This is a genomic window from Chloroflexota bacterium (assembly GCA_009840355.1).
GTDB lineage: Bacteria > Chloroflexota > Dehalococcoidia > Lucifugimonadales > JADFKI01 > Bin90.
Map to the genome: position 1 here is coordinate 22,640 of VXNZ01000004.1, position 21,642 is coordinate 44,281.

Consider the following 21,642-nt stretch of genomic DNA (forward strand, 5'->3'; position numbering starts at 1 on the left):
CTTCGCACTCCGAACGATATAATCGTGCGAAATACAGGTTCAACCGCGCCGATAATTAAAGTAATGACATTTACAAGGCATAGAACTAGCAGAACAGGAGAACAACATGGCAAGCGCACAACTGCAGGAACTACTGGAGATGTTCGCGGAACGCGCGGCGATATTCGCGGAGACGCCTCCGTCGCTGGAAGAGCGGCGCGCGGGCATCAACATGATGGGCGCAAGATTTGAGGACCTCGACGGCATCTTCATTGAAGCGATTGATGCGGATGGCGTACCCGCAGAATGGGTGACGACAGCCGATGCAGGCAACGGCGCGATTCTCTATCTGCATGGAGGCGGCTATGTCATGGGTTCCACGAAGAGCCATCGTGGCATGGCGGCGAATCTGTCGCGTGCAAGCGGTTGCCGTGTGCTGACAATCGATTACCGGCTCGCGCCGAAGCACAAGCATCCCGCGCAGGTGGAAGACGCGCACACCGCATACCGCTGGATGCTGAAAAACGGCGCAGACCCATCGACGACCATCGTGGCGGGCGATTCCGCAGGCGGAGGTCTCACAGTTGCCACGCTGCTCTCGGCGCGAGACGCCGGCGACCCGCTGCCTGCCGCAGGTGTGTGCATATCGCCGTGGGTTGATATGGAAGGCGCCGGCGAGTCCATGAAGACGAAAGCAGGCGTGGACCCGACGGTCTCGGAGGCTGGTTTGCTGGACATGGCGTCGCAATTTCTGGGCGACGGCAACAGGCGCGATCCACTCGCCGCGCCACTATACGCCGACCTTACCGGACTTCCGCCGCTGCTTATTATCGTCGGCACCGCGGAAGTACTGCTCGACGATGCGGTGAGATTGCACGAGAAGGCCGAAGCAGCCGGCGTGAACAGCAGACTGGAAATCTGGGAAGACATGGTGCACATCTGGCCCTGGTTCGCGCCGTTCCTGCCCGAAGGTCAGCAAGCGATGGAGCAGATGGGCGATTTCATCAAGGAACAGGTCGGCGCGGCGTAGCTTTGGAGAGAAAGCATCGCTATACGACACACGGCACTAGGCATACGGCATCAGGCATTGGTCGGCGGACACCGGCGGCGAGCGACAGCCGCCGGAGAATGGCAGCAGATGAGCAATCTTACATCGGCGAGAGTCCGGCACACGGACTATGAAGACGCGCAAGAGTATTACATGTCCGAAGGAATCGGTGACGGCTTGCCCGTCGTGCCGCCCACCGAGGCGAAAGTCCACGCGATGCTCGACTATGTGGGGATGCAGCCGTCCGACGTCATAGCCGAAGAGGGCGTGCGCGGCGTCAACTTCACCGCGGAGAAGGTCGCCATCAACGCGGTTATGGCAGGATGCAAGCCCGAGTATATGCCGGTCGTCGTGGCGGCAGTGCAAGCGGTATCCGAAGGGCCGTTCAACTTCCACGCGAACAGCACATCGACCAATGGCGTGGGCGTGCTAGTCATCGTCAGCGGCGACATCGCCAAGCGCATCGGCATCAACTCCGGCACCGTTGCCATGGGACACGGATTCCGAGCGAATGCCACCATCGGACGCGCGATGGGGCTAATCAAGATTAATGCCTACGGTTCTGTGCCGCACGGAATGGACAAGAGCACTTTCGGGCATCCCGGCAAGTATTCGTTCTGCTTCGCAGAGAACGATGATATTATACCATGGGAACCACTGCGCGTTGAGAAGGGATACGCCGACTCGGACAGCACGGTAACGGTGTTCGCCGCGAACTCGCCCGTGCAGGTGAACACACAGAACGAAAGCGCGCCCGAAGATTTCCTAAGCATTGCGGCGGACGCTTCGATAGTGCTGGGTGAGCGGCACTCCGAATTCGTGCTCGTGCTCAGCCCAGAGCTGATGAACTATATTCGACATGCCGGCTGGTCGAAACAGCGCATCAAGGATTTCGTGCTAGAACGCGGCACGCGCACGGGACGAGAGCTGAATGAAAAGCACCGCCGCATAACGCTGTACAAGGGCGACGACCTCGACAGGCGCATCCCGGTCGTCTCAAGCACGAACGAGATAACCGTCGTTGGCGCGGGCGGCGATGCAGGTCCTTTCGCGATGCTAATCGGCGCGTGGGGTGATGTCATATCCATCACCAAGAAAATCCAAACATAAAGGTGAACGCAATGGCGCAACAAAATGAACTGGTTACACTAGACCCGCGCGGCAGCAGCACGCACGAAGACACAGGCATCGCAACCCGACCCGCAAGTTTAGATGGGTTGGTCATAGGGCTGCTGTCGAACAACAAGCCGAACTCCGAACTGCTGCTGCGCGATGTCGCGGGCTTAGTCGGCGAGCAGTATGCCATCAAGGAAATCGTAGAGGCGAACAAGGGCAGCCATCGCGTCCCTGCGCCGCCGGAGATGATTGCCGACCTTGCGGAACGGTGCGATGTGGTGATTACCGCAACCGCTGAATGAGGGAGCTGCACATCCTGCTGTATGCAGGACGCAGCATCACTCGAAAGGCTGGGTATTCCCTGCTCCGTGCTGGTAACGAAGCCGTTCAACACGCAGGCGCGCGCCATGACGAACCTGCTGGCGATGCCGGGCTACGAATACGCCGTCATAGGACATCCAATGGGTAGTCTGACCGAAGAAGAGGTTATGGCGCGAGCGCAGGAAGCCTTCCCGCAAACGCTAAGCCAGCTAATACGCTAGTCGCGCGTATCTCCATCTATTTCCAGTACCGCACTACATTCGCAGCGAATCGTTGGCGATAGATCAGCGATTCGCTGCGACGAATTCGCGCACTTCCGACATCGACGGCATCGCCGCAGTGTCGCCGTGCCGTGTGCAAGTCAGCGCGCCACACACATTCGCCACTTCAAGCGCGTGTTCGAGCATCGGCGCGCGCGCTGCCGCGTCAAGTCCCAGGTAACCGCGCCCATCCGACCACTCAAGAATGCCACCAAGCAGCCCCGCGACGAATGCGTCCCCTGCCCCTACCGGATCGACCACATCGACGGTGTATCCTGTGTGCTCAAGCAGATTTGCGCCATCGAACGCAACCGCGCCTTCCATCCCGCGCGTTACAACGACTAGACCGCCGTTCATGGCTTGGAAGTAGCGCGCGTATTCTTCCGCGCTCCAATCCCAGCTCCAAATTGCCTCCGCTTCATCGTGTCCCAGCTTGAATATGTCGGCGTATTTCACCATGCGCTCAAGTACCGGCCGACATTCCGCAGGCGACCACAACTGCTCGCGGTAGTTTAGGTCGAAGCTGACGGTGATTGCGCTGTCTCGCGCATACTGCATTGCTTGCATCACAGCATCGTGGCAGGTGTCGCTGAGCGCCGGCGTGATGCCCGTAACATGCAGAATATCCGCGTCTTGCAGATGCGGCTGGACATCGGAGAATGTCAAGCGGCTCGCCGCGCTGCCATTGCGAAAGTAAGTCTTGAAATGCTCGCCGTCTTTGTGATGATTCAGGTACGAGATGCCGGTCTTCTCGCCGGGGTGTCGCTGAGCCTTTACGCAAATCCGTCCGTCCAATTCGTCAAGCACGAACTTGCCTGCTTCGTCGTCGCCCAGCCTGCTGACCCACACCGCTTCCACTCCTGCGACACTTAGTTTCTGCAGTCCGACGGCGACATTGGACTCAGCTCCGGCGCAATCCAGCATATACGCGCCTTCATCACCATAGACGCCAATGAAGTCCGCGTTGTATTGTCCCATTGTTTCACCAAATGTCAGGAACTTCGTCATCTGCTGCCTCGAGCGCCGCTGGAGTGTGATGGGTATGAATGTGATGGGTGTGATAGGGGCATTATTATTGCAAGCGATGTTGATAATCAAGTGGCGTTAGTTGCGATTGCGTTGGCATAAAGCTTACACTGCAAAGCAAATCCTGAAATATGCTGCACATATCAGGCAGTTCAAGTCACCACCACTAGGCTATGTTGACAGTCCATTATTACATCCTGTCATTCCTGCGAAAGCAGGAATCCAGTGCTTGCAAACGGTGTCAATGAGACAAAAGGGGCCACATTCTGAGCATCTGGATTCCCGTTTTCACGGGAATGACGCAAATGTCCACACAACATAGAATGCCTGACTTAGAAGGACATAGATATTGGCACAGGACGCGATAAGGGCGCCAGCCGCACCTGCCACGCAGACGGCAGCGCAGCCAAAAACGGCTCCGCCTGCTGCCGATGCGCCACGCCGACGACGCGGTAGCCGCAGAGATTCGATACTGTCGTCGCCGATATTCGAGACGCTGCAGATTTCCGATTTCCGCTGGATATGGGTCGGGTCGTTCATCTCGTTTATGGCGATGAACATGCAGATGATAACGCGCGGCTGGCTGGTTCTGCGTCTGGAGAACGACTCGCCACTCGCGCTGGTTCTGGTCATGGTGTCGTTTGCCGCGCCTATGACGATAGTATCGCTGGTTGGCGGCGCGTTGGCCGACCGATTCCCCAAGAAGAATCTCGTTATCATCAGCCAGACCGTGAACGCCGTATTGACCTTTATTTTGGCAATGCTGGACGCGAGCGGCACAATATGGTTTGGCGCAGTGCTCATCATCGGCGTGCTAAACGGCTCGATGATGGCAATAAACATGCCTAGCCGTCAAGCGCTCATCTCGGACATCGTGCCGGAAACCAAGCTGATGAACGCCGTCGCACTCAACAATTCCGCGATGAACCTGACACGCATTGTCGGTCCGGCGGTGGCTGGCTTTCTCATCATATTCATCGACACATCGGGCGTGTTCTATCTCATTTCGTTCATCTACGTGTTTGCCGTGCTGTCTCTGTTCATGGTGAAGACGAACACCGTGCAGGCGCGGAAGGATGCGAAGAAGAGCGTAGGCAAGGACATATTCGAGGGACTGCGCTATGTGTGGGCAGACATGCAGCTGCGCGGGCTGATAATGATGGCGTTCCTGCCGTCGTTATTCGGCTTCACGCTATTCGCGCTGCTGCCCGTCTGGGCGCGCGAGGCGCTGAACGTCAACTCGTCCGACCTCGGCATCCTGATGACGATGATGGGCGTTGGCGCGCTAATCGGTACGCTTGGGCTGGCAGGAGTACGCGGGTTCAACAGGCGTGGCATGCTGCTTCTAGGCTGCGGCGTAACTTGGGGAATAGCGCTGATTGCTTTGGCAAACTCCATGATATTCCCGGTCGCCATGCCGTTCCTGCTCATAATCGGGCTGATAAGCAGCGTTCACATGTCGCTGAATATGACACTGACGCAGCTAATCGCCGCGCCGGAAATGCGCGGTCGCGTGATGAGCATCATGATGATGACATTCGGCTTAATGCCCATCGGCGCGCTCCCCTTCGGCACAATCGCCGAGTATATCGGCACCGCAAACGCGCTGACGATAAGCGGCGCGATGCTCTCGCTGCTGATACTCGCATTCGCATTCGCGTATCCGGCGTTCAGACGGATTGAATAGCGGCGACTTCACAACCACACTACAAGCACATAGAGCGGGCTTATCCAACACAGTGCTAAATCGTTGCACAGCGAACGCTCATAACCCTTATGAGGCTTGCTCCGCATTCAGTCCCACGCCCACAGGTTCGCCTGCAAGCCATTGCCGCATTGAGCAACAGGCACCCCGCATGCTACCCTTGCCCGACCACGATGTGAAAGGAGAGAGCACATGCCATCCACCGAACTTCGAGGTTTCGCGCAGACTGTTCTGGGAACGATCAACCCTTCCGAACTGGGACCGACGACCACGCACGAGCATCTGTACATCGACTTTTCCTTTATGTATAGGCCGCCGCAAGACGCACTGACTGATCTTGCGGATGCGCCAATTGCTATGGAAAATCTCGGCTGGATTCGACACAACCACTATAGTAACCACGCAAACTTGCAGCTGATGGATGTGGACACGGCAATCTCGGAGGCGGCGCTGTACAAGAACGTGGGAGGCGGCACAATTGTCGATGTGACCACGATTGGCATTGGAAGGAACGCTACCGCATTAGAGCGAATCTCGCGCGAAGCCGGCGTGCATGTGGTCATGGGTGCGGGCTTCTATGTCGATGCCGTGCTGCCCGACGACATGCACCAGCGCACTGTGGATATTGTCGCGCAGCGCATCATCGACGACATCCGCAACGGTGTGGACGGCACGGGCATAAGGGCTGGCATCATCGGCGAGATCGGCTGCTCTTGGCCTCTGACTGACAACGAGCGACTGTCTCTACGGGCGTCTGCGCTGGCGCAGCAGGAAACGGGCGCCGCGATTTCGATTCACCCGGGCCGACACCCGGACGCGCCAGCCGAAATACTGCAAGCCTTGGCGGACGGTGGCGCCGACATCGAGCGCGTCGTCATCGGGCATTTGGACAGGACGATTTTCGACATGGAACGGCTGCGCGCGGTCGCGGCGTCCGGTTGCTACCTCGAATGGGACCTATTCGGCAGCGAAGGGTCATACTACCCATTGGCGGACTTGGACATGCCAAGCGACGCGCAGAGGCTAGGCTACATCAAGCGTATGTGCGACGAAGGATACGCTACCAAGATTGTCGTAGGGCAGGACATTTGCACTAACCACCGGCTCGCGCGATACGGCGGTCATGGCTACGGACACATCTTGGAGAACATCGTCCCCAGGATGCGGCGCAAGGGCTTTGCGGAAGACGACATCGACGCGATAACGGTGCGCAATCCGGCCGATGTGCTGACTTTCGTGTAAGCTGCCGCCTAAACTACGGCCTGTCCAACCGGACGGGTGTGTGCGTCAGCGAATTTGACCCCTTCCAATCCTTTCTCCTCTGCGAGAAAGAACTCAGTCTAGCTAGACTGAGACGATTTCACGAATCCTGATGTCGTCATTTCGCACTGTTTTTGTCATTCCGAACGCAGTGAGGAATCTGAAATTATTGCACGCAAACCCGTTTCCGCCCTTAGATTTCTCGTTTCGCTCGAAATGACAGAGAGAAATTGCACTTGCGACGTCTTCTTAGACTAGAACGCCGAAGCCGGATTTGGTGCAAATCTCGACGCGATTACCTTCGGTGTCCGATATGAAGAAGACGCGCTGCCCGTCGTTGCGGACGCCGATTTCGGGGCTTTCGATCTTTACGCCCTTTTCCTTCAGCAGCTCGTAGGCAGTGTCTATGTCGTCCACCTCGAACGCGCCGTGGTGCGACGGCTCGGATATGCCGTCCGCGTTTTCTATGAGATGTACCATCGTGCCGCTCGGCAGCTGCAGCCAAATGATATGCTCGCTGTCCACCGCGCTCGGAATCTGCTTGACGCCCAGCACATCCACCCAAAAGCGTGTCGCGCGTTCCTTGTCGATGACGTTGTATGTCAGATGATTGACCGCCGTGAGCCTAACCGGCTGTTCCGCTAGTACCATATTGCCCTCCTACTTAACCGACTTCGCGACGCCTCGCGAGCATTGAAGTGTGAATTCGCAGCAAATTCTACCACGACAGCGAGTGCTATGTTGACAGACGATTTGTCTCTTCCCCATTGACGGGCGAAGGTCATGATGAGCGTGATTGCAGAACAACATCAGATTGACTTTCAAGATTGCTGTGATATATTTGACCCGCACGAAAGAATTGGAAAATACCGATTTCAAGGGACTAGCGATTGGAGATATTATGCGACGCATCCCACTTGTTCTGGTATTCGGCTCGATATTAGTAATGATCGCCGCATTGGCTTGCGGCTCTGCGCCTACTGAGACCGCACCGGCTGCCGCGGCGCCTCAAGCGCCGGCAGCAGCAGCGCCTGCACCGGCGCCTGCACCGCAGGCACCGCAAGCGCCGCAGCAGCCTGCCGCACCTGCAGCTCCCGCGCCCGCAGCGCCTGCCGCGCCTGCAACAGCGCCGCAGGCATTCAGCCCTGCGCCGCCAACAGGCAGAACAATCGCCACACCCGTCCGTCGCGAAGCGATGGAAGCCGCGCCGGCGACCGGACCGAAGTCGGGCGGCATTCTACGCTGGACACCGCAAGCGTCGGTGGCGAATCTCGACCCTACGCGCCAGACATCGTTCGTAACGCACTCGATCGTCCACCAGTGGTACGACTACCCGTTCGGCTGGAACTTGGACAGGGTCGCGCAGGAGCAGATGGTGGACACATGGTCGGTGAACGACGAAGCCACCGAGTACACCTTCTCGCTGCGTGACGGACTTGCATTCCACGACGGCGATCCGGTTACCAGCGAGGATGTAACCGCATCCATACTGCGCTGGAAGACGACGCCGGGCTTGCCGGGCACGCTCTGGGACCTCGCCGACGAACCGACAGTCGAAACCATCGACGACCAGACATTCAAGCTCGCACCGGGCAAGCCGTTCGGTCTGTGGATACCCTTCTGGGTGTCTCTGCCCACCTATGTCATGCCGAAAGAAGTCGTCGAACCGCTGTCGATTTCCGACATCATGACCGAGTACAACGGCTCCGGTCCATTCAAGTATGTCGAGTGGATTCCTGGCAACCGCGTGGTGATGGACCGGAACGAGAACTACAACCCGCGTTCTGACGAGCCGAACGGCGACGCCGGCGCGCGCATCGCTTATGTTGACCGCGTAATTAACCTTGAAGTGCCGGACGCTGCGACAAAGCTCGCCGCGCTGCAGACGAAACAGACAGACTTTGCGGAAGGCTTGCCAAACGACTTCTACGACACCATCGTCAACTCGCCGGGCATCAAGGCGGTCGTGATCCCTCAGTGGGCGCGTCCGCAGCTCGGCACGAACAAACGCAACCCGCCGCTGACCAGCCCGAAGGCGCGACTCGCCATTCAGGCGGCAACAGACCCGGAAAAGTATCTCCGGGCCGCTTACGGCGCGCCTGACCTTTGGGATCTGGGACCCTGCCTTTGGGCATGCGGCGCGCAGTGGGGCAGCGATGTCGGCTCCACCGAATACTACGAAGTTGACCTAGAGAAGGCGCGCGCTCTCTGGCAGGAAGCGGTCGCCGAGACTGGCTTCGACGGCAAGCTCGTGTTGCTTACGAACACCGACTACTCCGACTTCTACGCATCCGCGCTGATAACTAAGGAGGTTCTGGAGTCCCTTGGCGCTGAGGTCGATTTCCAAGTCAGCGACTGGGCGACGGTCATTTCGCGCAAGGAAGCGGCGAATGCGAGAGAGACAGTTGAAGAAGGCGACTGGCACTTCTACCACACTTGGGGCGGCCCGCTTGACCCGATTACGGATTCCGCCATTGGGCAGTCTTGGAACGGCGGCTACCACAACGAGAAGGTCATTCAGCTGCGCGACGACTTCCTGAACTCCACTTCGCTCGACGAGGCGAAGGCGATAACCGAGGAGATTCAGCGAGTGTATTTCGAGGAAGACCCGGCAACCATAATGTACGGCTGGTTCAAGTTCGTGGTCGCAATGCAGGAAGATGTGGAGGGCTATGTGCCGCACAAGCGCATCCTGATGCAAGGCTTGTGGCTGGACAGATAGCGCATTCCGATAAAGTTCATACGGCGCTAACACGCTGAAACACAATTCGAGCAACAGAGCGGGGGTGCGGCAGAATTGCGGCGCTCCCGCTTTTGAGTATAATCTCACCGACCAAACTACTAACTGATTGACCGGCCAGTTAATTGACCGTTTGAGGACGAAATAGTGGCACGCTACGCGCTGCAACGACTACTGGCAATGTTCCCCGTACTGCTAGTGGTGGCGGTTGTTACATTCTCGCTGATTCACATCACGCCCGGCGATCCCGTGGCGCTAATGGCGGGCGACGAAGCGACGCCGGAGCAAAAAGAGGCGATCCGCAAGGACATGGGCTTGGACAAGCCCATATACGAGCAGCTGGTTATTTACTTCGCGGACATTCTTCGGGGCGACTTGGGCGAATCCATATTCAGCAAGTTCAAGGTGACCGAGCTAATCAAGCAACGGCTCGAACCAACCCTGTTCATCGCGCTGTTCTCGCAGCTGGTGGCAATCGTCATCGCCATACCGCTGGGCATACTCGCGGCGTGGAAGGCGAACACGTGGATCGACCGCGTGGTGATGGTCATCGCCGTGCTGGGGCTTGCGATACCGTCGTTCTGGCTTGGCGCGAACCTGATTTGGGTGTTCTCGGTCAAACTGCACTGGTTCCCCGCGATCGGCTATGTGCCAATCACTGAGGGGATCGTGCCGTGGATAAAGTCCATCACGCTGCCGTCCATATCGGTTGGGTTCATATCGGCGGCGCTTATAGCGCGAATGACGCGCGCCAGCATGCTCGAAGTGCTGCGCGAAGACTACGTGCGAACGGCGCGCGCCAAAGGATTGGGCGAGACCGTCGTACTGCTACGCCATGCGTTCAAGAACGCCTCTATTCCAGTTGTAACGATTATCGGCATCGGCATCGCGGGCCTAGTGTCCGGCCTTGTCGTAACAGAGGCGATATTCGCCATTCCGGGCGTCGGGCGGCTGATTGTGGACGCAGTTACGCGCCGCGACTACCCCGTGATTCAAGGCGTCATACTGATGGTTACCGTCGCGTATGTGCTAATCAACCTCATAGTTGACCTAATCTACGGCTACCTCGACCCGAGGATACGATACTGATGGCGACAGAAGAGCGAATTGAGGCTGGCGCGATTCCGCAGCGCGGCATCCGAGAGCGCAGCCGCGAGAGGCTGATAGCGTTCCAGTACACGATGCGGGGCAACCCGAACATGGCGCTCGGTCTGTTCATCCTCGTGCTCGCGCTGCTGATGGCGATATTCGCACCGTTGATTTCCACCGACGATCCACAGGCGCTCGACCCTGTCAACCGGCTGAAAGGTCCGTCCGGCGAAGCGTTCTTCGGCACGGACAGCGTCGGGCGCGATGTGTTCTCGCGCACGATATACGGCAGCCGGTTGTCCCTGGCAATCGGAGCGTCCGTCACCATCGCGACAATATTCATCGGCGTGGTGATCGGCATCGTCGCGGGCTATTACAAGATGGTGGACAACATCGTGATGCGCTTCATGGACGGGCTGATGGCGTTCCCGTCGTTCCTACTGGCGATAGCGTTGGTAGCATTGCTTGGAGCGAGCTTCCAGAATGTTGTGATAGCGCTGTCCGTAGTGGAAACGCCGCGCGTCGTGCGCATCGTGCGCGGCTCTGTGTTAAGCCTACGAGAGCGGCAATATGTCGAAGGTGCGCTGGCAGTAGGCGCTAGACCGCTGCGAATCCTAGCAACACACATCTTCCCAAACCTAGTCGCGCCGCTGACCGTGCAAGCGACCTACGTCTTCGCGCTCGCGATTCTCGTCGAAGCGGGGCTAAGCTTCCTTGGCGCGGGCGTGCCACCGTACATCCCCAGCTGGGGCAACATGATGGGCGACGCCAAGCTGTTCATGCAACTAGCAGTCTGGACGATCTTCTTCCCGGGGCTGTTCCTATCTCTAACCGTCCTAGGCGCAAATCTGCTAGGCGACGGACTGAGAGACACTCTGGACCCACGACTGCGCGGCACGGGGTAAGCACGCCCTCTATCCCTGCGGCTCAACAATCTCCATCACCTGATTGGCAGCTACATTCTGCAATGTCTGCACAACGCCGCTAGGCCAGCGTATCTCGATATTGTCCACAACAGTCGCACCCCCAAGCCCAAACTCCAACTCAAGGCTGTCCATTGACAGGTAGCTGGAACCGGCGATGACTTCTTGCACTTGGACGTGAGGATGCCCTCCGCCATTAGGACGTGTCGTAACATACACGCGCGCGCCGACCGCATCCGCGTTGCTGCCCGTGCCATCGATTGCCATGCGCCCCTTCAGCCGCAGCGTCAGCCAATTGCTGTCGCCGCCGCCGTTTAACCACAGGAACATCGGCCCCGGCGCATCTCGTGTTGGCGCCGCGCCTGCCATCGGGTCGAATGGACCGGAGAATATCGGCCCGCTGCTATTCGTCGCGATAAGGTCGGTGTAACCGTCGCCGTTCAGGTCACCGTGCGCCAGCCCCTTGCCATTCTCGTGCAGAGCGGTGTCGATGCGGCGGACCTTAAGCAGCACCGGGTTGTCCTTCGCCGCATCGTCGTCCTCCAAGCCTTCGTAGTTCACGCGCGAAATGTCGAGCAGGCGCACGCGAACGGTAATGTCTTCAAACGAGCCGTCGCCAAGACCGCGCAGCATTCGCCCCGCCGCCGGAAAGACCTGCCCGCCCGGTCCCTCGCCTCTGCCGAGCGTCGAACCGAACCAGTACAAGTCCTGATAGCCATCGTTGTCGTAGTCGAGGAATGTCGTCCCGAAGCCGAAATCGTACGCGGCGAGACCGGTCGGAACATGGTGTGCCTTGTTGAACACAGACGCATCAAGCGACTCCGGTGGCAGCCATTCGCTCGGCGCGACATCGGTAACGGACGCGACATCCAGCAGTTTGCCGCCGCCGTCGTTTCGCAGCAGGAAGTGCGCGCAGGTGCCCCAGCGAAATCTGCCAACATACTCGCAGTTGCCGCGCGGTTCTTCGACCGGCTCCTGCAGAAGCGGGTGAAAGCCGATGTTCGTGGAAAACACATCAAGATCGGCGTCGGCATCGTAGTCGCCAACCGCAAAGCCCATCCATGAGCCTGCGAGGTCAATGCCCAGTTCCCGCGCGACAGGCGCGAATCGCACTTCGTCCGTCGTCGAATCGTTGCGGAACAGGTGCATACGGTCGCCGTCGTTGGCGACGAACAGGTCTGGGTCGCCGTCATCGTCGTAGTCGAAGAACGCGACGGCGTGCGTCTGACCCGTTGGCTCGCCTGCGCGGTTGCCCATGTCGTCCACGCTCGCGGGATCGTAGCCCTCGAACTTTGCGCCCGTTACAGGATGTTCATGGACGACATGCGTGCCGTCCGGGTTAATCATCGTTATCTGCGGACCGGCGACGCCCGCGGCATGCGCGATTTCGGTGAATGTCAGGTTGCCGCTGTTCAAGTAGAGAACATTGTAGTGCCCAGGATGGTTATAATCGGAAAATGTGCGAAAATCGTTATCCATGATGTTGCCAACATAGATGTCAAGCCAGCCGTCGCCGTTGACATCCGCGCAAGCGATGCCAGTCGCAGAGCGCACATTCACGCCATCACCGAACGCCGACTGCGTGATGGTACGGAATCCGCCATTGCCATTGTTAAGAAACAAGCTGTCGATGTTGCCCTGCTGCTGCGAGCGAAAGCCCAAGCCGTCGTCCGGATTGCCCCAAGCGCCGACATACAAGTCTTGAAAGCCGTCATTGTTCAGGTCGCATGCGACGACGCCGGTGCTGTGGCTGTCGGTCGCCTGAACGCCCGAGCTCGCCGCAACATCGGTGAATGTGGCATCGCCATCGTTGCGGTAAAGGCGATTCGGCTCGCCGCCGTGCGAAGTTACATAGAAGTCCAAATCGCCGTCGCGGTCGTAATCGAAAACGGCGACTCCGGGCCGGTCATTCCAAAGCTGAAAGTCACCGCCCAACGCCGTACTCGCAACATTAGTGAACGGCGTGACCTGTGTTGTCGGCGCGGCGGGCGTGTTGCCGGCAGTGGATTCAGACGAAGATGAAAGTACAATTGGTTGAGACTGCTCATCGGCCGGCGCAATGAAAGAGCAGCCCAATATCGCCCAAATCAGGGCGATGAGGGCGAAGGGTTGACGGATGTTCCTGCACATAGTCACACTTGCGCCATTATAACATCCAAGCCTTACAATGAACGATAGCCAATTCTCTGCATCCAACTTGCGATATGATTGCGATTCGCGCCTGCAATATACGCCACAGATTGACCCAACCTAATCATCCATGGATTATGAAAACAACGATGCGCCAGGCCATAGCCTTCACGCTAATTCTTGCGTTATTCGCAAGTCTATCTTGCACATCGCAAAGTCGTGCTACCACAACGACTCCGGTCGCCACGATTCCGGCGACAGCCACGCCCGTGGCAGATAGCAAATCCGAGCACGCTGACATCGCCGCGTACTGCACGAACTTGCGCAACAGCGGCGATCCGTTCTTCGGCACGCAGCAGCGCGAAAGGCTGACGGCGGAGTTGGAACATCCAACCTTCCCTACCCTGTCTTGGCACATCAGCATTACGCGGGAGTTAGCGCGAGACCACTTGCGATTTGGCGATGCGAGCGAGGCAATACGCCTGCTATCGGATGCGCTGCACATCGAGCGGCAGGAGAATCCGGAGGTGCGGCACGAAGCGGAACTGCTGGAAGAATTGGCAATCGCAAGCATGAAGATGGGCGAGTTGGACAACTGCGTTAGTCCCGACGGGCGGCTGATATGCGCGCTGCCATTGGACGCCAATCTTGCACATGCGGACAAGCGAGGGGCAAGCGGCGCAGTGGAATACCTGACGCAATTGATGGAGATTGAAGCGGACGACTTTCACAAGAATATTCGAGCGATTTGGCTGCTGAATGTGGCGCACATGGCGTTGGGGACATATCCGGGCGGCGTGCCAAGTGAATACAGAGTCGCGCCGGACACACTGCAGTCCGAATACGACATCGGCAGGTTCAAGGAAATCGCGCCGTACGCCGCGCTGTACGCGGTCAACACAGCGGGCGGAAGCATTGTCGATGACTTCGACAATGACGGGCTGCCGGATGTGATGACTTCCACATGGGACCCGTGCGAGCCAATCGCTTACTACCGCAACAAAGGCGATGGCACATTCGCAGACTTCAGCGAGAAGGCGGGCTTGTCCGGGCAGCTGGGCGGGTTGAATATAACGCAAGCGGACTACGACAACGACGGCTGGATTGATGTGCTGGTGATGAGGGGCGGCTGGATGAAGGCGCGCGGGCAGATGCGAATGTCGCTTCTGCGCAATAGCGGCGATGGAACTTTCAGAGATGTTACGGAATCCGCCGGGCTTGCCAAGCCTGCCTATCCGAGCCAGAGCGCGGCGTGGGCGGACTACGACAATGACGGCGATTTGGACCTGTTCTCCTGCAACGAATCGACGCGCGAGGCGGGCGTAGAGTCAACGGCGCTGATGTTTCCAAGCCGGCTATTCCGCAACGATGGCAACGGACGCTTCGAGGATGTGGCGCAGGATGCTGACGTGCAGAACTGGCGGTACTGCAAGGGCAGCGCGTGGGGCGACTACGACAACGACGGCGACGCGGACCTGTACGTCTCCAATTTCGGCGAAGATAATCGGCTATACCACAACAACGGCGACGGCACTTTCAGCGATGTGGCGGCCGAATTGGGAATTACCGCGCCATCCGACAGCTTCGCCACATGGTTCTGGGACTACAACAACGACGGCTGGCTCGACATATTCGTCGCCGGATATGGCGAGGACATCGAAGACGTGGCGGCAGACTACATGGGCGTGAAGAACGACGGCACTAGACCGCGCCTATATCGCAATCTGGGAGGGGTGGGTTTCGAGGATGTAACGCGTGAGAGCGGTCTATGGCGTGTGCATCTCTCTATGGGCGCAAACTTCGGCGACTTGGACAACGACGGCTATTTGGACATCTTCCTCGGCACCGGCGCGCCGTCCTATGACGCACTCGCGCCCAATATGGCGTATAGAAACCATGCGGGCAAGCGATTCCAAGATGTTACATTCTCCGGCGGCTTCGGGCATTTGCAAAAAGGACACGGCGCGTCGTTTGGCGACTTGAACAACGACGGCGACCAAGACCTATTCGTGCAGATTGGCGGCTTCTATCCCGGCGACGGTTTCGTGAACGCGCTGTACGAGAATCCCGGGCACGGCAACCACTGGCTATCGGTCAAGCTTGTCGGCAGCCAGTCGAACCGCGCCGCCATAGGCGCGCGCGTCAGGATTACGGTCGTGGATGCGGACGGCACCCGGCGCAGCATATATTCGACCGTCAGCAACGGCAGCAGCTTCGGCGCATCCACGCTGACGCAAGAAATCGGACTAGGGCGGGCACAAGAGATTGCGTCGCTGGAAGTACACTGGCCCGCATCCAGGATACGGCAAGACTTCAGGAATGTGCCGCTCGACAGCCACATCAGCATACGCGAAGGCGCAAACGACTACGACATTCTGGACTTGCCGCCAGTGCCGCTCGGCGTCGGTCCGTGATTGCGCTGCCCGCCTCCCTTACGCTTGCTCAACCGTAATCGTGATTACGTCGATGCCGTGGTATTTCTGGTGGCGCACGGACGACGCATAGTGCAGCAGCAGGCGGTACGATACCTCGTGCTCATCCGGCACCGGCGGCAGATCGTTGAGATACGCCAGCTGGTCTTCCATATTCTGGCCTTCTAGCGCAGTAACGAATTCCAATTCGATGGTTCTGCCATCGCGCCGCGCAAACAGCACCAGATTGCGACGGCTGTCCGAGTCAGACTCCGTCGACTCTTTCAGCAACACGGTCAACGCCTCTTCACCGGCAGCTAACAGTCTGTCGGCTGACTCGGAATTCCAGTGCCCGGCGGAGGCGGTCTCGCGCAGGAAGGATCCGATCTCCGGCAACGCATCTTCGCTGAACTGCGTGGTCAGGCGCTTGCGGCGCGGTCCAGTCAAGTTCAGGAACAGCATCAATACGATTGCCACGATTGTGCCGGACGTCATGCCGTTGCTGAGCAGCACGTCCACGAATCCGGTGAGCAAATCCGGGAATATGACCTTTAGCTGAAAGCCCGTGCCGAGCCAGAACGCCAGACCTATCACCATCGCCTTGCGATAGTCCACGCCATCCTGCATCACCATTCGCATGCCCTGCACGAACAGCATCACTATCAGGATGGTGAAGTACGCGGCGGCTACCGGCGGCGGGATGGCGATGAGTAGCGCTGTCGCCTTTGGCAGGAATGCGAGTATCAAGAATACGACGCCTATCGCGATTCCTACTCGCCGCGACGCCACGCCGGTTACCTCCACAAGCGAAACGCTCGACGAATATGTGGTATTAGGTAGCGTGCCGAGCAAGCCGGATAGCAGATTGCCCACGCCATCCGCGTTTAGCGCACCCTGTACCACGCGGAAGTCCGTTGCGCGGCGAGTACGGCGCGATACCTGCTGCACAGCAACGCCATCGCCGACCGTCTCCATTGCGCCGACCAGGGTAACGACCACGAACGCAGGCAGCAGCGCCCAGAACTCGACCCCGGGCGTTAATTCAATGCCGGGCCATGTGCCGAGCGGCACTCCGAACCACGCCGCGTCGATGATGGCTTCCGTGTCGTACAAGCCGAACGGAGCAGCGACCAGGCAGCCGATGACGATGCCGATTATAGGGGACCACAGGCGCATTGACGGCGGCGCACGCATCACCATCACCGCGATAACCACAAGCGTCACGATCGCGGCAATTGGCGCGGCTATCGGTGAAGAGCCTTCCGGCACATCGGTCAGCAAGTCGAAAACGAGGGGCATTACCGTTACGGCAATCAGCAATATGACCGTGCCGGTTACCAGAGGCGTGAATATGCGGCGCAGCAGCGACAGACGAGACGCCAACAGGAACTGGAAGAGCGAGGAGACGATAATCAGCGTCGCCATCGTTGCGGGACCGGCGTTTGCAAGCGCGGCGACACACACGGCGAAGAACGCGCCCGATGTGCCCATCACGAGCACATGCCCAGCGCCGATTCGCCAGACTCGCGCAGCCTGCAAGAAAGTGGAAATACCGCTGACGACGAGCGTGGCGAATATCGCCCAAGGGATGTAACTTTCGGACACCCCGGAGATGCGGATGACTATCACGACGGCGAGGACGACGGCCGCCAAGTTGATGAGCGCGGCTTGAACGCCGGCGCCAATGACAATTAGAAGCGGTGGATTTTCATCCGGTTCGTAGCGGATGCTAGCGTTCGTCTGGGTTGTAGCCAATCAGGCACCTCACATCTAGTCTCTGGTTCTAGGCCACTTGACTCTGTACAGCGCAGCTGCGGCGAACAAGCCGGTGGACAGCAGCGCCATCGTGGGGCCCGAAGGCAGGTCGGCGTAATAAGACAAGTACATCCCTGCTACCGCTGATGATGCGCCCACTATCGCGCCCACAAACATCATTCCCACGAAGCGCCTTGCAATCAAATAGCCGGTCGCGGCGGGCGTGATTAGCATCGCCATCACAAGCACAATTCCTGCCGCCTGAATGCCTATGACTACCACTAGCGCCAGGAATCCCAGCAGAACATATTCGACTACGCCCGTTCTGATTCCTGCCGCCGAAGCGCCAATCTCGTCAAATGTGGTAAATACTAATTGCCGATGGAATATGTATAAACCTATCACGACAAGCACCGCTAGGACAACCGAAACATACACATCGGTTTGGGTAACGCCGAGAACTTGCCCAAGCAGCAGGTCTTCGATCCTCACATTAATGCTGTCGCTCGCCTTGGAGAGCATAACCATGCCGAGCGCGAACATTCCCGCGAACACGATGCCGATGGATGTGTCTTCGCTGATGCCGGTGTGCCTGCTCACCGTGCCCATCAGCAACGCGACAACCACGCCGGCAGGCACCGCAGCGAAGAACGGGCTGATGCCAAGAAGGAACGCCACGACCATGCCCGGCAATACGGAGTGAGCAAGGGCGTCTCCCAAGAATGAGCGTCCGCGCGTAACGACATACGCGCCAATGATCGGGCACATGACGCCGACAAGCACCGACACAATGAGGGCGCGCACCATGAAGCTATACTGGAGGGGGTCAAAGATGTAGCCGAGCACAGGACATGCTCCGATAAAGTTACCGCGCTGTCTGAATCTCGAAACTCCGCGCCCCGTACAGGTCTGCGATCAGCTCCGGAGAAAATGTCTCTTCAGGCGAACCGTAGGCATGCAAGTTGCAGTTGATGCAGAGCAGCTTGTCGAAGCGCTCCATCACATCCGTCAGGTCGTGCGTTGCGAGCATAACGATCCTGCCGGCGACGCAGCAAGTGCGAAGCAGATCGAGTATGCCCTCTTCCGCGCCTACATCGACTCCGCTGAGTGCCTCGTCAAGCAGGATGACGCTCGCCTCCTGCGCAAGCGCGCGGGCGATGCAGACACGTTGTCGTTGGCCGCCGGACAGGTCGGTTACCAGAGAAGAGCGCCGCTCCCACATCCCAACTTGGTTGAGGCACATGCGCACCATTTCCTTGTCGCGTCTGCCTAGCCAGCCCAGCCAGCTGTTGCCATTCGTGTATCTGCCCATCGATACGACGTCGAACACCGTCGCCGGGAACTGCCAGTTCATCGTTTCAGACTGCGACACATACGCCACATCACCCTTGCCGTTCAGCGACCCTTGAAACTCGATGCCGCCTTCGCAGGGGGGCAGTATGCCGGCAAGCGTCTGGAATAGCGTACTCTTGCCTCCGCCACTTGGGCCTATCACGCCTATCATCGTTTCGGGCTCGACCTCGAAGTTCAGGTCTTCCAGCACAATATGACCGCCGCGTTCGACTGACAAGTCTTCTATGACAAGTCGGGGACTGTACGGACTCATGTCATTTGCCCTCCCGAAAGGCGCCGTCACCCGCCCGAGTGCTCCCAGCCCAACTTCACCAATTCCGGTCGCGTAATTGTGAACGGTTGGACGGACAGCATTATCTGAGCCGTAATCATGGCAGAATGGGCCGCCATCGGGGAGGGTAACCGATGAACGACCCATGTTTGGAAATAGTCGAATCAATTCTACTTCAACGCTTCAACAATGGTGTTGACATTTGCGCGGAACATGCCGACATAGGTACTCGCCTCGCCGTCGGCTGCGAGCGATTCGGAATATAGACTGTGCAACGAAATGCCGGTCTCGTCCGCAATGGCTTTGGCGACTCGATCGCTTATGGTAGTCTCACTGAATATGGCAGACACGCCGTAGGCTTCGATGTCGTCGCTCAGCTTCGCTATCTCAGCAGGCGTCGGCTCCACTTCCGTCGTCCACGGCAGGATGGTGCCTACAACTTTGAAATCATACACATGCGCGAAATACCCAAAGGCTTCGTGCGTGGTAACTAGCAGCCTGTGGTCTTCCGGTATCGTGCCGAGTTGCTCTTCCGACCAATGGTGCAATTTGTCCAGCTCCGCGTTGTACGCGGTTGCGTTTGCCATATAGGTATCGGCGCCGGCTGGGTCGAGAACAGACAGGCGAACCGCGACGTCGGTTAAGGCGACCTGCACCCGAACAAGGTCGTGCCAGAAGTGCGGGTCGAACTCGCCGTGGTCGTGACCATGATGGTCGTCATGACCATGATCATCATGGTCGTCGTGATCGCCTACCACTTCAAGGGCGACATGGTCAATCTCTTCTATCGTCATCATAGCGTCGAACTGGCCGGCTTCCGCCTGCTCGAGAATCTCATGTATCTCGTGCTCCCAGTCTTCCTCGTGAGCGTGCCCTTCCTCTTCTTCCGCTGCCTCCATGAGATGCTCAATCTCATGGACGCCTTCCTCCGCGCTTATGTGGCCGTCCTCAACTTCGTGAACGACATCGAGAATATCCATGGCAAGGGCCTCGCCGTGGTCATCATGATCGTCATGAGCATCGTGTTCGTCGTGGCCATCCATCTCTTCGTGGGCGATATGATCAATCTCTTCGATCGCCTTCATAGCGTCGAGTTCGCCGGCTTCTGCCTGCGCGACAATCTCGTGGATCTCGTGCTCCCATTCTTCCTCGTGAGCGTGATCATGCCCCGCCTCTTCTTCCGCCGCCTCCATAAGCTCGTGGATCTCATGGATGCCTTCATCCGCGCTTATGTGACCGTCCTTAACTTCATGAGCGACATGGAGAATTGCCGCAACAAGGGACTCGCCGTGGCCATCGTGTTCGTCTTCAGGGCCATGATCATCGTGATCCATCGCCATCGCCTCTCCGCTTTCATGGACGATGTGATCAATCTCTTCGATCGCCATCATAACGTCGTACTGGCCGGCTTCCGCCTGCTCGATCAACTCAAGGGCATGGTCTTCCCAATGCTCTTCTTCCCCATGACCGTGGCCGTGGTCGTGTGCTTCTTCCTCTTCCATCGCATGTTCGATTAGTTCATGAATTTCGTGCAAGCCCTCGTCAGCGCTTATGTGCCCGTCCTCAACTTCGTGGACGACATCGAGAACCGCGTTAGCAAGGGACATCCCGGCTCCAGCATGCGGGTCTTCGAACGGGATTGGATCGACGAGCTCCGCCAACGCAACGATGGCAGATTCGTCTGCCGCAGCGGTATGCAGCAAATCGTCGAGCCAGGACGCTTCTAGCCCCAAACCGACGGGCAGCACCAGATCGGCATCCGCGACTGTTGCGACATCTCGCGGAGTAGGCTGATATAGATGCGGGTCGGCGCCTGCGGGAAGCAGGCTGATAACATTGACCCTGTCGCCGCCGATGTTACTTACCCAGTCGGCAGTGATGCTCATGGTCGTCACAATGGTGAGGGGTTCGGGTTCGGGAGTTGGCGCCACAGTGGGTGCAACGGTCGGAGCCGCCGTAGCTGCGGGAGCCGTTGTCGGCGCGGCGGCCTGTTGCGGGGGCGCAGGTTCAGTAGCACCATCAGAGCAGGCGACGAGAATCATTAGAGCGAACAGGCTTAAAGCCAAGACCCCCGCCGGGAATGCTTTCTTGATAGTTTGTATCATCTGTGATCAGCTCCGTAGATTCAGTCTCATGTCCAACTTGACAAGGGGACAATCATACAGGAGCGTCGCCGTCACTGCAACTGTTTCGAAATTAAGAAACTGTATCAGTTTCAAATCAGGACAAGGATTAGTCTCAATTTGTTTGTAGTG

Annotated in this window: 17 protein-coding genes; 10 read left to right on the forward strand and 7 right to left on the reverse strand. The window is 58.2% G+C overall.

Translation table 11 applies throughout. The annotated features are described in order from the left end of the window. The first annotated feature begins 106 nt into the window (after nucleotides 1–106). The 4 genes from F4X57_00720 to F4X57_00735 all read left to right on the forward strand — a co-directional run bounded on the left by F4X57_00720 (nucleotide 107) and on the right by F4X57_00735 (nucleotide 2,685). Nucleotides 107–1,009, forward strand: coding sequence for an alpha/beta hydrolase (locus F4X57_00720; protein MYC05699.1), 903 nt, complete (start codon nucleotides 107–109; stop codon nucleotides 1,007–1,009). 108 nt (nucleotides 1,010–1,117) lie between these two features. After that, nucleotides 1,118–2,137: a hypothetical protein gene (locus F4X57_00725; GenBank protein ID MYC05700.1), complete on the forward strand. Its 1,020-nt coding sequence runs from the start codon at nucleotides 1,118–1,120 to the stop codon at nucleotides 2,135–2,137. Nucleotides 2,138–2,148: 11 nt separating this feature from the next. Further along, nucleotides 2,149–2,445, forward strand: a complete 297-nt coding sequence (locus tag F4X57_00730) for a hypothetical protein (GenBank protein ID MYC05701.1) — start codon at nucleotides 2,149–2,151, stop codon at nucleotides 2,443–2,445. Between the two features lie 21 nt (nucleotides 2,446–2,466). Next, on the forward strand, nucleotides 2,467–2,685 hold the full coding sequence (locus tag F4X57_00735; GenBank protein MYC05702.1) for a hypothetical protein: 219 nt from the start codon (nucleotides 2,467–2,469) through the stop codon (nucleotides 2,683–2,685). 63 nt (nucleotides 2,686–2,748) lie between these two features. On the opposite strand, the gene F4X57_00740 is transcribed toward F4X57_00735, so the two are convergent. After that, nucleotides 2,749–3,732 carry a sugar kinase gene (locus F4X57_00740; GenBank protein MYC05703.1) on the reverse strand — a complete coding sequence of 328 codons (984 nt, stop codon included), beginning with the start codon at nucleotides 3,730–3,732 and terminating at the stop codon, nucleotides 2,749–2,751. A gap of 364 nt (nucleotides 3,733–4,096) precedes the next feature. Between F4X57_00740 and F4X57_00745 the strand changes: the two genes are divergently transcribed. Both F4X57_00745 and F4X57_00750 read left to right on the forward strand, forming a co-directional pair. Then, nucleotides 4,097–5,437 (forward strand): MFS transporter, encoded by a 1,341-nt coding sequence (locus F4X57_00745; GenBank protein ID MYC05704.1) that lies wholly within the window; start codon nucleotides 4,097–4,099, stop codon nucleotides 5,435–5,437. Nucleotides 5,438–5,647: 210 nt separating this feature from the next. Continuing rightward, nucleotides 5,648–6,697 carry a phosphotriesterase-related protein gene (locus tag F4X57_00750; protein ID MYC05705.1) on the forward strand — a complete coding sequence of 350 codons (1,050 nt, stop codon included), beginning with the start codon at nucleotides 5,648–5,650 and terminating at the stop codon, nucleotides 6,695–6,697. Nucleotides 6,698–6,964: 267 nt separating this feature from the next. Here F4X57_00750 and F4X57_00755 read toward each other — a convergent pair whose 3' ends face one another. Then, nucleotides 6,965–7,366 carry a hypothetical protein gene (locus tag F4X57_00755; GenBank protein ID MYC05706.1) on the reverse strand — a complete coding sequence of 134 codons (402 nt, stop codon included), beginning with the start codon at nucleotides 7,364–7,366 and terminating at the stop codon, nucleotides 6,965–6,967. A 544-nt stretch (nucleotides 7,367–7,910) separates the two neighbouring features. On the opposite strand from F4X57_00755, the gene F4X57_00760 reads away from it, so the two are divergent. The 3 genes from F4X57_00760 (at nucleotide 7,911) to F4X57_00770 (ending at nucleotide 11,449) form a co-directional block, all read left to right on the forward strand. Beyond that, nucleotides 7,911–9,437: a hypothetical protein gene (locus F4X57_00760; GenBank protein ID MYC05707.1), complete on the forward strand. Its 1,527-nt coding sequence runs from the start codon at nucleotides 7,911–7,913 to the stop codon at nucleotides 9,435–9,437. A 165-nt stretch (nucleotides 9,438–9,602) separates the two neighbouring features. Continuing rightward, nucleotides 9,603–10,544: an ABC transporter permease gene (locus tag F4X57_00765; GenBank protein MYC05708.1), complete on the forward strand. Its 942-nt coding sequence runs from the start codon at nucleotides 9,603–9,605 to the stop codon at nucleotides 10,542–10,544. A gap of 92 nt (nucleotides 10,545–10,636) precedes the next feature. Beyond that, nucleotides 10,637–11,449 (forward strand): ABC transporter permease, encoded by an 813-nt coding sequence (locus F4X57_00770; protein MYC05709.1) that lies wholly within the window; start codon nucleotides 10,637–10,639, stop codon nucleotides 11,447–11,449. Nucleotides 11,450–11,458: 9 nt separating this feature from the next. Here the strand turns inward: F4X57_00770 and F4X57_00775 are convergent, their stop codons facing one another. Then, nucleotides 11,459–13,597 carry a CRTAC1 family protein gene (locus F4X57_00775; GenBank protein ID MYC05710.1) on the reverse strand — a complete coding sequence of 713 codons (2,139 nt, stop codon included), beginning with the start codon at nucleotides 13,595–13,597 and terminating at the stop codon, nucleotides 11,459–11,461. Nucleotides 13,598–13,671: 74 nt separating this feature from the next. Here F4X57_00775 and F4X57_00780 point away from each other — a divergent pair, with 74 nt between their 5' ends. After that, complete coding sequence (locus tag F4X57_00780) at nucleotides 13,672–16,011, forward strand: CRTAC1 family protein (GenBank protein MYC05711.1); 2,340 nt, start codon at nucleotides 13,672–13,674, stop codon at nucleotides 16,009–16,011. Nucleotides 16,012–16,029: 18 nt separating this feature from the next. Here the strand turns inward: F4X57_00780 and F4X57_00785 are convergent, their stop codons facing one another. Genes F4X57_00785 through F4X57_00800 form a run of 4 tightly spaced genes read right to left on the reverse strand, consistent with a single transcriptional unit; the run spans nucleotide 16,030 to nucleotide 21,492 of the window. Beyond that, entirely contained in the window at nucleotides 16,030–17,763 is a 1,734-nt protein-coding gene (locus F4X57_00785; protein ID MYC05712.1) for a hypothetical protein, read from the reverse strand. A 15-nt stretch (nucleotides 17,764–17,778) separates the two neighbouring features. Beyond that, nucleotides 17,779–18,609: a metal ABC transporter permease gene (locus F4X57_00790; protein ID MYC05713.1), complete on the reverse strand. Its 831-nt coding sequence runs from the start codon at nucleotides 18,607–18,609 to the stop codon at nucleotides 17,779–17,781. A 19-nt stretch (nucleotides 18,610–18,628) separates the two neighbouring features. Continuing rightward, the gene (locus tag F4X57_00795; protein ID MYC05714.1) at nucleotides 18,629–19,555 is read right to left on the reverse strand and encodes a metal ABC transporter ATP-binding protein; all 927 of its coding nucleotides are present in this window, start codon (nucleotides 19,553–19,555) and stop codon (nucleotides 18,629–18,631) included. Nucleotides 19,556–19,557: 2 nt separating this feature from the next. Continuing rightward, nucleotides 19,558–21,492 (reverse strand): hypothetical protein, encoded by a 1,935-nt coding sequence (locus F4X57_00800; GenBank protein ID MYC05715.1) that lies wholly within the window; start codon nucleotides 21,490–21,492, stop codon nucleotides 19,558–19,560. Nucleotides 21,493–21,642: the final 150 nt, after the last annotated feature.

What these genes read in the sequence shown, in the direction of transcription:
- F4X57_00770 (MYC05709.1), top strand. Translation starts at nt 10,637, where the DNA reads ATGCGGGGCAACCCGAACATGGCGCTCGGTCTGTTCATCCTCGTGCTC.
- F4X57_00740 (MYC05703.1), bottom strand. Translation starts at nt 3,732, where the DNA reads ATGACGAAGTTCCTGACATTTGGTGAAACAATGGGACAATACAACGCG.
- F4X57_00760 (MYC05707.1), top strand. Translation starts at nt 7,911, where the DNA reads ATGGAAGCCGCGCCGGCGACCGGACCGAAGTCGGGCGGCATTCTACGC.
- F4X57_00735 (MYC05702.1), top strand. Translation starts at nt 2,467, where the DNA reads ATGCAGGACGCAGCATCACTCGAAAGGCTGGGTATTCCCTGCTCCGTG.
- F4X57_00720 (MYC05699.1), top strand. Translation starts at nt 107, where the DNA reads ATGGCAAGCGCACAACTGCAGGAACTACTGGAGATGTTCGCGGAACGC.
- F4X57_00730 (MYC05701.1), top strand. Translation starts at nt 2,149, where the DNA reads ATGGCGCAACAAAATGAACTGGTTACACTAGACCCGCGCGGCAGCAGC.
- F4X57_00800 (MYC05715.1), bottom strand. Translation starts at nt 21,492, where the DNA reads ATGATACAAACTATCAAGAAAGCATTCCCGGCGGGGGTCTTGGCTTTA.
- F4X57_00775 (MYC05710.1), bottom strand. Translation starts at nt 13,597, where the DNA reads ATGTGCAGGAACATCCGTCAACCCTTCGCCCTCATCGCCCTGATTTGG.
- F4X57_00750 (MYC05705.1), top strand. Translation starts at nt 5,648, where the DNA reads ATGCCATCCACCGAACTTCGAGGTTTCGCGCAGACTGTTCTGGGAACG.
- F4X57_00725 (MYC05700.1), top strand. Translation starts at nt 1,118, where the DNA reads ATGAGCAATCTTACATCGGCGAGAGTCCGGCACACGGACTATGAAGAC.
- F4X57_00780 (MYC05711.1), top strand. Translation starts at nt 13,672, where the DNA reads ATGATTGCGATTCGCGCCTGCAATATACGCCACAGATTGACCCAACCT.
- F4X57_00755 (MYC05706.1), bottom strand. Translation starts at nt 7,366, where the DNA reads ATGGTACTAGCGGAACAGCCGGTTAGGCTCACGGCGGTCAATCATCTG.